Source organism: Rhodococcus sp. 5G237, from assembly GCF_053764735.1.
This window is the reverse complement of sequence record NZ_JBSNCD010000003.1, coordinates 220,302-231,667: the sequence shown is the minus strand read 5'-3', so window position 1 is coordinate 231,667 and position 11,366 is coordinate 220,302. Positions and strand designations below refer to the sequence as shown.

Here is an 11,366-nt window from a genome sequence, read left to right as displayed (position 1 = left end):
TGAGACGTCTCAGAGATCCCACACCTGATCGGGATCATCGAGCGCCGCGCGAATCTGTCCGAGATCACCGAGGTCGGCCAGGGGAGAGGTCTTGGCGATGTCGACGATCCCTCGCAGGACTTCGCTGATCACCTGTGAGTTCTCTTGCTCCAGTGCCTGATCCAGTCGGGAGAACAAGGCATCGAAGGTTGTGCGGCGTTCGGCGAAGGACTGCTCGAAGTAGTTCCTGACGATGGACTCGGCCGACTTGATGCGCTGAACTTCTGCGGTTGCGTAGGTGTGCAGACGGGTGCGTTTCGTTTGTTCGACAGCGTGGATCTCGATGCATTCCTGCGCGGCGGTGACCAGCTGCGAGAGCGCTGTGAAGCCGTCGACCGCAGCAATTTTGCGTTTCACCGAGCCCAATACCTCGCCCTCGTGCACTTTCCGATCAGCCTTGTTCGGCGCCACGGTCGTCTCCTTCGGTCATCGGGCGGTACCGCACGGTCAGATTCGCACTGTTCTCGGTCAGCTCGCCGTCTTCGTCGAGAATGGGGGTCGCGGCGACGTCCCGGACGGCTACGGAAAGCGCCATCGCCTTCTGGAAGCGCGACGCATGAGCGCGTGCATCGAAGGGCTCGGACTCGAGTACGTCCAGGGCTGCGACTGCCTTGACGGTCAGTGTGCCGAGCACGGAGCGCAATTCGTCGATGCGGTGGTCGGCAGCGGTCAGGAGAGTGTCGGTGGTGCCCAATTCGGCATTCGCAATGTCGATCTTGGCTTGGAACGCGGCTGCTTCGGTGAGTGCCTTCTGGCCTTGCCCCTTGATGACGAAGCCGCTGATAAGGAGAGCGGGGCCTATCGTCACCACATTCAGCGCTGCTGCGCCGAGTGCCACACCGCCACCCCCGGCCGACAGTGCGCCTCCGCCGAGCCATGCCATTGCGGCGCTCTGTGCGGCTGCTCCCGAGAGACCGGATATGGCGGCCCCTGTGCTTGCAACACCGAAGCTCGTGGCAGCCGCCGATACTGCGGATGCGGTGCCGACACCGGTCGCAACCGATGCCATGGCTCCACCGAGCCAGCCTCCCAGATTCAGATCGAGGCCGTTCGGTCCGTCGACCTGCGTGATGCCGGCCTGGAGACCGTCGGCCAACAGCCGCTCGTTCTCACGTACCTGCTTCTCGTGTCGACGCAAGAACTCCGCCATGCGGATGACAACGTCGGTCAACGCCTGTTGCTGCTGACCGCCCAGCGTCTCGAGTTGGGCATTGGTCTTCCCGACGCGCTCCACGATCGCGTCGCGGCGCTTGGTGTACTGCTCGTGGGCCCTGCGCAGTTGGTCCGCGGCCTTCTTGCGGTCGGCGATGCCTTTGCCGCTGAGTGCGACGCCGCCGCCGCCCGTCACGGCGCCGATGGCGATCAGCGCGGCCGGAATCAGAGGTAGGACCATGAGTTCTCCTTCGTATGGTCGGCACAGTGTGCCACTCGACCCGGACAAATCAACCACCGGTCCCGCCTGAATGGCATGGACGGTCGGATGGGGAGGAAAAGGGGCGAATCGTCGAGATCTCAGCGTCCGCAGGGGCCAAATCCTCTGCATCGACGGGACCAACTGCGCACGATATTACGTTGGGGTAACGATCCCATTAGCGCTCGTAACGGGGTGTGGGTGTCCCCCGATTGAAGTATCAATAACGCCGATACCTGCCGGGGTGCGCTCGCTCAGGAATCGGTCCGAAGCTAGCCCCCGAGAGAAGCCTGTGCAGTCACCGTCCGACCCGTTCGATTTCAGCGAGTACTCGAGTTCGCGAGACGGGATAGACACACCATCGACGACCCCGAGCGGACCTGCATGGGGGAGCGCTCCGACCTTCGGCTCCCACCCGGATCCGTTCGGGCCGGGAGCGTCCTCGCCGGCATTCGCGTCCACCGATGTGTTCGCTTCCGAACAACCGGTGCGTTCGTCCGGATTCTCGCAGGGCAAGACTCCCGTCGGGCGTGTCGTCGCGGCGTGCGCGGTCGCCGTCATGGGCTTGGTTCTGGCGATCATCGCACTCACGCTCGGCTCCGCGGGTTTCGCTGTCGCAGGCTGGGCCCTTGCCGGACCGATCGCCGCTCTCCTCCTCGCCACGTACATGATCGCGGACACGAAGCAACGTGCCTTTCCGGTCTATCAGCCGTCGAAAGCGGCACAGGTCATCTATTGGGTAACCGTCGCATGCGCGGCGGCGGGAGTGCTCCTCGGCGCATGGCAGATTGCGGATTGGTTCGGTCGACTGTGAAGAAGCTTGCAACCGTCATCATCGTTCTCCTCGGCTGCCTGCTGATCGCGCCGACGGCGTCCGGCCAACCCCGTGAGACCGCGGTGGCCGACTTCGGTGGCTGCTTGGCGTCGCAGCGAGAGGGCGACCTGCTCCTGATGATCGACGAATCGGGCAGTCTGCAGCAGTCGGACCCCGATGCCGCCCGCGTCGAAGCCGCGAATTATCTTCTCGGCCAGCTTGCTTCCTTCGGTGCGTCCGCAGGTGTCGCGCTCGATGTTGCCGTGGCGGGCTTCTCGTCCGAGTTCACGATGCATGCGCCGTGGACCCGTCTGGAGCCCGGAACGCTGGGCGGACTGCAATCCGAGGTCGATGCGTTCCGCTCCCGGACATCCGGACTCGACACCGACTACTGGCTCGCGCTCGACGGCGCCCGAGGCGCTCTGGCGGAGCACTCGTCCGGAGGCTCCACGTCGTGCCAGGCCATCGCGTGGTTCTCCGACGGCAAACTCGACTTCACCGCTCGCGATGGGGAAAAGCCCTATGCGCCGGGTCTTTCGCTGTCCACTGACGAAGGTGTCACTCAGGTCGTTGGCGCGGCACGCGAGTCGATCTGCCGACCCGCAGGCGTCGCCGACCAGTTGCGGTCGTCCGGTATCGCGACATTCGCGGTGGGCCTCGCCAACGGCACCGCGCAGGCCGCCGACTTCGATCTGATGCGCTCCATCGCGACAGGTGAGCCTGTGGCAGGTCAAGCGTGTGGTGCGCGCACCGAACCCACGCCGGGCGACTTCTACCTCGCGCAGAACATCGACGATCTGCTGTTCGCCTTCGACGCGTTCAGCAGTCCCGGTCAGGCTCCGCTCGAGAACGAGACGGGTGTCTGCGCCTACGAGGTGTGCGAGGAGGCGCAGCACCGCTTCGTGCTCGACGACTCGATCGGGTCCGTCACGGTTCTCGGATTCGCCGATGCCGAAGGTCTGGTACCGACGCTCGTCAACCCGAGTGGCGAAGAGCTCCCCATGGCCTACACCTCGGCAGAGTCGAGTTCGTCGGTCGACGGCGTCGCGGTCGATTACCGCTGGCTCTCCGATCGCTCGGTGTCGTTCACGATGGAGCAGCCGGGGAACGCCGCCGGCGAGTGGCAAGGCATGTGGGCTCTCGTCTTCGTCGACCCCGACGGGTCCGAGCCGGCTGCCCGCTCCAAGTCGAACATCCACATATCCGGAAACCTGTTCCCGGCGCTGCTCGGTCAGGACGTCACCGCCATCCACGCCGGTGAGGTTACGTCCGCGGTCCGACTGGGAATCGTCGATTCCGACCGTCAGGAGATCGACCCGTCCGAACTTCTCGGATCCGCGTACCTGGGCGTGTCGCTCACCGACGCGGCGCAGGTGGATCACACGTTGGCGTCCGGGGTGTCCAAGGACGCGATCGGTGAACCGATCGAGCTGGACCTGACGAACGTCGCGCCCGGTGAGGCGACACTGCGTCTCGTCCTCGAAGTGACCACGGCGGACGCCACCGACGAGTCGGGCTCCGTGATCGCTCCCGGCACCGACCTCACGCCGCAGTACGTGGACGTGCCGCTGAACCTGGCTCCGCCGATCGGCTACCCCACGGTGCCCGGCCGGATCGACTTCGGGCAGGTGGAAGGTTCCGGTACCTTCCCCGGCGAGCTCGTGATCCAGGGGCCTGGGTGCGTGTGGGTCGACCCTGCCTCGCCCGTCCGTGTCGACGCAATTCCGGACGGTGTCGGCGATGCCGCACTCACCGTCGGCGGAGCAGCTTCGCCGGAGAACTGCCTCACCATCGAGGAAGGGACGAGCGGCACCCTGCCCCTCGAACTCGCTGTCCCCGAAGCGGGTAACGGTGCCTTCAATGGTGCGGTCCGTCTGATGATCGCCCCTGAAGGCGAGCCCGATCGCGCGATGCCCGTCGACGTTCCGTTCACGGCGGATCTGCTCAAGCCGCTCGACACCACACGATTCCTGCTGAGCTTCCTGGCGGTGTTCCTCCTGGGTGTCGGAATCCCCTTCGCCATCCTGTATGCGCTCAAGTGGTGGGCGTCTCGCATCCCGGCCGAAACCCTCAAGTCGCAGAGCTTCCTCGTGCGAGTGTCCGACGGTGGGCTGTTGCGTGACGGTCGACCGTTCACACTCAACGACAACGACCTGCGAGAGATCGTCCGCAACCTCGACAAACCGGCTCGGAACCTCGACGTCGACGGAGCTCGCCTCGAAGCCAAGATGGGGATGTCGCCCGTCGGCGCCGGTTACGTCCTCGTCCGTGCGGACGGGATGCTCGGCGCTTCGGGTGCGACTCCCGCTACCGATCGCAGCACCGGCCAGGCACGTCTGCCTCTCGCCGTGCACAACAACTGGGTGCTGCTCCACGACCCGAAGGGACCTGTCGACGAGGCGGTCCTGCTCCTGCTCGTCGGAGCCAATGCGTCGAACGAGCGCGTGCGGGGACTCGTGGACGAGGCAGGTCGGCGAGCACCGCGGATCATCGACGACCTGCGGGCCCGCGCACAGGGTTCCGACAGCAACACACCGCAGAACCCGACTTCGCCTCAGCCGGCGACGGCAGGCGCTCCGTCGTCGTTCGATCCGTTCGCCGCACCGGGGACACCTTCGGCTCCGACCTTCGGTGCTCCGCCGCCGTTCACCGGTGGTCCCGGCTTCGGGGGTCAACCGCCGACCGGTCCCGGCTCGACACCGCCGGGACAACCCTTCGACCCGTTCCGTCCGCCCGGTTCCTGACGGCCGCGCAACAACTCTCTATCTCGATTCGGAAGGACCGCAATGAGGCGATTTCTGGTAGTTGGCTGCGGCGGATCCGGTGCCGTCACCCTCGCGTACATGATGGACCAGCTCCGGTCCGATCTCGCTGCCGTGGGCATCGACAAGATCCCGGGCGGCTGGCAGTTCGTCAGCGTCGACGTGCCCACCGCCCCAGAGGCCGGCCCGGACGGTCTGGGCAACGTGCGCGACCAGGGCGGCTACTACTTCGGTAGCGGCCCGCAGGGCGACTCGTATGCCGTGCTCGACAATGCGCTGAGCAATCAATTGGGCGCACGGAACAGCCTCCACGAGATCGCGACCTGGGCACCCCGCGACCCTTCCGCGGTGACGGTGCCGATCGGCTCGGGCGCCGGTCAGTATCGGGCACTTGGTCGCATGATCACCCTGAGCAAGGCCGGCGGCATCCGCGACACGCTGCAGCAGGCGTGGGACCAGCTGTTCACGGTGCAGACGGCGACCGAAATGTCTGCCATGAAGATCCCCGGTGGCGGAAGCTTCGAGCAGGAGGAGTCGCCGATCGTCCTGGTCGTCTCGTCGATGGCCGGTGGTGCCGGAGCATCGATGGCACTGGACATCTGCCGACTGCTCACCCTCATTCCCAAGCTCGACCCGCGCCTGATGGGCGTGTTCATGGTGGCTCCCGACATCTTCGACGGCCTCGGTCGCAGCGCGACGACCGGTGTGCGCGCGAACGCGCTCGCGATGCTCGGCGAGATCGTCGCCAGCCAGCTCGGCTCCGCGCGCGAGCACGACGTCGAGATCCTGCGGGCCCTCGGTCAGCAGGCCGGTGAAGGTGAGAAGGTGCCTTTCGCCCGTGTGTTCCCGGTCGGTCGCCGCGTGGGCGTCGAGGGGGCGCCCTTCGGTGACGGCTCGCAGAAGGCGATCTACCGCGGGCTTGCACGTGGTCTCGCGGGCATGATGATGAGTGGCGCCGCGACCCGCCAGTTCGTGCAGTACGACCTGACAAACGGCGCGGGTCTGTCCGGCCAGCGCGAGAACATCGGCTGGGGCGGGCAGTGGGACAACCTGCCGTGGGGAACCTACGGGTTCTCCAGCCTGAGCATGGGACGCGACCGCTACGCCGAGTACTCCGCTCAGCGACTGGCACGCAGCACCGTGGATCGCCTGCTCGACGGCCACCGCAACGCGGCCAGCGTTGCCTCCGACGAGGACCAGGTCAACGCGATCCTCGACAGCCAGTGGCAGACACTGCTGACGAACATGGGACTGCCGGTCATGCAGAACAATCCCGCCGGAGCGCAGGTCGGTGTCGGACCGTGGTTGACCGACAGCGTTCTTCCGTCGGCGGAAGCCCAGCGGATGGCGCGTCAGATCGTGGAGACCGAGCTGCGTGCCTACCTCCCTTCGGGCAGTGGCCTGAGCGCGTCGCAGTGGGTTCCCGAGGTCCGGCGAGCACTCGCGGCGCGTCGTCAGGCACTGGTGAACTCGGCCGAACAGCATGCGCTCGGTCACGCCTTCCAGTGGCACCGAGGACTGGCGCAGCGCATCGAGCAGCAGGTGGCCAAGGCGGTTGCCGACCTCGGACTGCCCTACGCGACGGCAGTGGTCAACAGGCTGTCGATCCTGGTGAAGGACCAGATCCGGGCCGGTGCCGAGGAACTCTCGCGCCACGCGCCCGAGGACATCACCGTCCAGTCCGCCGACACCCTGCAGATGCTCTCCGCGCTCAAGGGTAACATCGAGAGCGACGCCGACCTCCTCGAGCGGGTGATCTCCAGCTGCAGCAACAATGTCTACCGCCAGCTGTACGCATCGTTGTCCGGCAAGGTCTCCGAGGTCGCGGCCGCACTCGTGCCGGAAATCCTCAAGCCGCTGCTCGACGCCCTCAACGAGTCCCAGACGGCGCTGCGCAAGGCGCGGAGCAAGCCGGCAAGCGACGTCGGCCTCGCCCGCCTTGCCACGGACCAGTACGGTGCCTGGCCGGCCGACAAGAGCGATCGCGTCCCGAAGCGTTTCGCCGAGGCCAACAACGAAGTGATGCTCACTCCGTCGGCCGACTTCATGGACCAGTACCGGTCCGACCTTCCGCTCGCAGTGGCGTCGGACAGTCTGGGCACTCCGCCGTTCGAGGAGGCCGTCAATCGCGCGGTCGCCGAGGTGGTCACCGGTATCTGGACCACAATCGACGGCAGCCGGCCGCCGGGGGAGGAGCACCCGCTGCTCGAACGCACCTCGGCATGGCGCACCCGTGCCTTTCCGTTCGATCCCGGTACCCGTGAAGCTCTCGTGCCCTCCGCCGCGCGGTTCGACGTGCACGTGCGACCGGCCGAACTGCTCGAACGCGCACGGCAATTCGTGGCCAGGACGGGGGAGTCGTTCGACAGGTTCTGCCGGGTCTCCCTGCGTGAGTACATCGAGGACATCTCGGTGCCCGAGTACGCACTCGACGAGCGACGCGAGCGTCTTCGCTCCAAGTTCGTCGAGGCGCTCTCGCTCGCTCGACCGTTGGCGAGTGTGAACCAGCAGGCCCTCGAGGCGCTGCATCCCGGTCAGCAGATCGAGTACCGCTACAAGTTCACGTCGATCCCGTTCCTCAATCTCCCTGTGGCGGATGCTCTGTCGCAGGTGTTGCAGAAGAACCCGATGATCGATCACGAGACCCGGTCGGAGTTCGTCCGATTGTTGTCCGAAGAGGACAAGCTCACTCGCATCGACATCTTTGGGTCGTATCCGAACTACTCCCCGCTGGCATACGATTCCGTGCTCGCTCCGGCCGCGAAGCAGTGGGCGGACTCCACTCCGGCGCAGCAGGAAGCGTTCTGGCAGTGGCGTCGTGCGCGTCCGCTCGCCGCATCATTGCCGATGCATGAGAGCGAACGGCGCGCGATGACCGCCGGGTGGTTCCTCGGTCTGGTGACGGGTCGACTGCGTCTGCCCTCCGAGCCCTACGACGAGCCGGTCCGCGTGTGGGACGGCGCCACGTCGAGTTGGGTGGACTTCCCGAACCCGCTGCTCACCCCGCCTGCACGCTTCCTCGCGAACAACGACTGGCTTCCCGCCATCATGGAATCGGTGTTGATCGCGATGGCTCGCTCGCACGAGTCGCCCGTCATGTCGTCGATGGCTCCCTACCGCGCGCTGCGAGGAATCTACGACGCGTCGGCGGAGAAGCCGGCGAGCGGCATCCTCGAGGTGTCGGCCAAGTCCGTGCTCACCGACTGGCTGCGCACCGGCGATACGGGAACCGGCTGGCAGTCCCAGGTCGCCGACACCGGCGCGGGTGTCTCGATCGATGCGCGCGCGAAGAACGCGATCGCCTGGTTGACGAAGGTCCGTGATCTGACCGGCCAGCACTATCTGGCACCGGGTCGGGAGGGAGCGCCCGGCGGAGGCGTCTTCTCGACCATCACGGTGCGCGAGCAGGCGTCCCAGACCCCGATCTACCGCGACATCGCCGCCGATGTGTACTGGGCGACAGGCGAACTCATCGCATTGGTTGAGGAGTGCAAGACTCGCGCCGAGCAGCCCGAGCACGTCGACACGGTCACTCCCGCCGTGAGCACCGCGACCACCTCGGCGCAGACCTTCCGGATCCCGGACATGGGGCAGTTCTGAGATGGCGACGGAGAGCAAGAGCGTTCTGACGGTCTTCGTCGGTTCTGCCGGTCCGGCCGCCGGCGTTCGGGACGTCCTGCGCGACCTCTCGACAGCGGAGCTCGTGGGTTCGTTCGTGTGGGTGGACGACGCCGAGATCGGTGACGCCAGAACCCGGGTGCCGGCCGTGGAGACCGAGCGAGGAATCTCCCGGTCGGTCACCCTTCAGGACGTCTTGGCGTCACGCCACTACGACCTGGTTCGCCTGTGCGTCCTGGTGCCGAGTGGGCCGGGCGCTGTACCGGTACGTCTGGGCACCGAGACGATGCTCGCCGAGCTGCTGTCGTCGAACTCGGGAGGCGCGCGGTGCGTGCGTCTGCGGGTTCTGCTGCGTCGCCCCGCCGACGAGCAGTCTGCTTCCGCGATCCCCGCTCTGGCCGGGTGGCACAACCTGCTTGTCGCACCCGAGGATTCACGTGGACCGGGTATGGGCCACGAGTCGCTGAGGGCGACGCACGATCCGGTGGATGTGGGCCGCCAGGCCGCACCGGTGATCGCCGGCATCACCGGATTGTGGACGGACATCAAGCACACCCCGTTCGATGATGCTCCCGTCCTACCGGGCAATTCGCTGCGTGTAGTGCGGTCGTTCTATCGCCGCCTCGACACGTCGCATGCCGAACACCGGTTGCATTCCGAACTGCTGGAGTTCGACGGGCAACTTCCGCTTCCGCGCGACGCGGGCACCGCGGTGCTCTACGCCGACGATGTGCCGGCAGCGACCCGGCAGATGGCACATGCTGTGTGGGTCAAACACGGTCATCTGTTGACCAGCCCGCGAAGGAGCGCGCCTTCGAAGCGGGATGTCCGGACCATCACCTTCATGGACGCGGTGCGGATGACCGGACGTTTTCTTCTCGCGGTGCTGAAGAATGCTCCGTCCATCCTCATCACGCGGGCAATTCATCGAGCCTCCACGTCCGTGGCCTCCGCCGCGCAACGAGCACTGTTCGGATCGACGCCCGGTGCATACCGGGTCCTTGTGGGCGGCGTCGACGCGGACGGACAACGCGTGTCGTGGACCGAGTACGAAGCGGCCTCGCGCCAGCTCGGCGCGGCACTCGACGAGGTGAAGGGCACGCCGCAAGTGGCGGCGCCCGACCTGTCGGCCCTGTGGCGGGACTACGCCCGTGGTGCGCTGACACTCGCCGACGCCAGTGAACGATCGGCGGGTCTGCCCCCGATCCAGGTGGGTGCGCACCGTGCCGTCCTGCGGTCGGCAGCGGACATCGTCCCAGGCCCTGACGACGACTTCACCGACATTCCCGGCGTCGTCTCCGCCACGACGCAGCTGCACGTGGCCGAGGCCCCCGACCTCCTCGGTGTCGAGGAGCTTCGCACCACACTGCGTGGTCTCGAACAGGATCCGGTGATCGGTCTCGACGCGCGCCGCACCGGCGCAGCAATCCAGACGTGGGCCGCCGAGCGGCGCCACAGTTTCGCGGTGTCCTTCGGCTCGATTCTCACCAGCCGGCTCAGCGCGGACATCACCGAGGCGGGCACTCTGCTCGAGCGGATCAAGGGTGTCGAAGCTCTGCGGGACCCCGCAGAGGAGAGCGCCGAGGTTCAGAGACGAATGTTCTGGCGCGTGCGCATCGCAACGTTGATCGCGGTCGTGCTTGGTGTTGTAGCGGGTGTCCTCGCGTGGAAGGAGTTCATCTCCTGGTGGGCGGGCGGCCCGATCATCGCGCTGTGTGTCCTCGGGTGGGCCATCGCTGTCACGCTCATCTGCCAGAAGGCGCAGCAGTACCTCGAGGATCTGCTGGCAAGCAGGGAAGCCATCACCGCCGCCAACGAAGCCGACCGAGTGAATCTTCGTGCGGCTCTGCGTGAGATCGAGGTTCTGACCGGAGCCTACCGGCAGTACCTGTCGTGGAGTCGCGCGCTCGGGGCCTTCCTGGCCCGACCCCTCGGTGTGCCGAAGCACGTCCTGACCGCCCGCAGGCGGATCGACTGGGGTCTGCCGCGCCACAGTGCCATTGGATCCGGCAGCCCCGACGACGACAAGATCGCTCGCGTTGCCGATCAGTTGCGGCAGGATCTGTTCACCGTCGGATGGCTCACCGAACCGTGGGACACGGTCTCAGCAGGAGCCGGTGTGGCTCTCGGCGGGGTAGCACACGACATCACCCGCGACCCGAGCCTGCTGACCACCAAGGCCGGTGCCGGCTCCGGCTCTCCCCTCGACGAATGGTCGCTCATGTTCTACCGCGGCCGGGTGCAGTCCACCGGTGCGGCGGTGCTCTGGCAGCGAGCGATGAACGAACTCACCGGTCCTCGCACCGAACTGGCTCGCGACCTTCTCGACGTCATCGAATACCGCATCGACGGCACCGTCCATCGCTCCGGTATCGACGACTTCCTCGCCGGGGTAGGGGTGCCGACCGAGGGTGGCTTCCTCGACCGCGCGGCCTTCACCGACACTGCGACGATGCGTGGTGCCTCGGCAGTGGCCGGTGAGCTCTACTCGCGGACACGGGTCGGTTGCGGACTCGTCGCGGTCACCACCCAGTTCACCGAGGGTGTCTCCGCCGAGGATCTCGCCCGACCGACGTCGAAGCATGTCCGGACAGAGGAGATCCACGAGATCCCCGATATCGATCTGCGTCCCGCGCAGCGCGAGGAATCGCCCGCCGACAAGTCGGGTCGAACTTCGTACATCGCGCCTGCCGTCGACGGCATCAACTTCTGAGAGCGAGGA

General features: G+C 66.5%; 6 protein-coding genes. 4 read left to right on the top strand and 2 right to left on the bottom strand.

The features are described 5' to 3' along the window. Window positions 1–9 precede the first annotated feature (9 nt). Together ACWPOC_RS07720 and ACWPOC_RS07715 are read right to left on the bottom strand one after the other, a co-directional pair. Window positions 10–450 carry a hypothetical protein gene (locus ACWPOC_RS07720; protein WP_455408342.1) on the bottom strand — a complete coding sequence of 147 codons (441 nt, stop codon included), beginning with the start codon at window positions 448–450 and terminating at the stop codon, window positions 10–12. Beyond that, entirely contained in the window at window positions 431–1,432 is a 1,002-nt protein-coding gene (locus ACWPOC_RS07715) for a hypothetical protein (RefSeq protein WP_455408341.1), read from the bottom strand. The genes ACWPOC_RS07720 and ACWPOC_RS07715 overlap by 20 nt, the downstream gene beginning before the upstream one ends. Window positions 1,433–1,916: 484 nt before the next feature. On the opposite strand from ACWPOC_RS07715, the gene ACWPOC_RS07710 reads away from it, so the two are divergent. Genes ACWPOC_RS07710 through ACWPOC_RS07695 form a run of 4 tightly spaced genes read left to right on the top strand, consistent with a single transcriptional unit; the run spans window position 1,917 to window position 11,357 of the window. Further along, window positions 1,917–2,264: a hypothetical protein gene (locus ACWPOC_RS07710; RefSeq protein ID WP_455408340.1), complete on the top strand. Its 348-nt coding sequence runs from the start codon at window positions 1,917–1,919 to the stop codon at window positions 2,262–2,264. Then, window positions 2,261–5,008: a vWA domain-containing protein gene (locus ACWPOC_RS07705; RefSeq protein WP_455408339.1), complete on the top strand. Its 2,748-nt coding sequence runs from the start codon at window positions 2,261–2,263 to the stop codon at window positions 5,006–5,008. Before ACWPOC_RS07710 ends, ACWPOC_RS07705 begins: the two co-directional genes overlap by 4 nt. 42 nt (window positions 5,009–5,050) lie before the next feature. Beyond that, window positions 5,051–8,626, top strand: coding sequence for a tubulin-like doman-containing protein (locus tag ACWPOC_RS07700; RefSeq protein ID WP_455408338.1), 3,576 nt, complete (start codon window positions 5,051–5,053; stop codon window positions 8,624–8,626). Window position 8,627: 1 nt separating this feature from the next. After that, a complete protein-coding gene (locus tag ACWPOC_RS07695) occupies window positions 8,628–11,357 on the top strand; it encodes a magnesium transporter (RefSeq protein ID WP_455408337.1) in 2,730 nt (909 codons plus the stop codon). Window positions 11,358–11,366 lie beyond the last annotated feature (9 nt).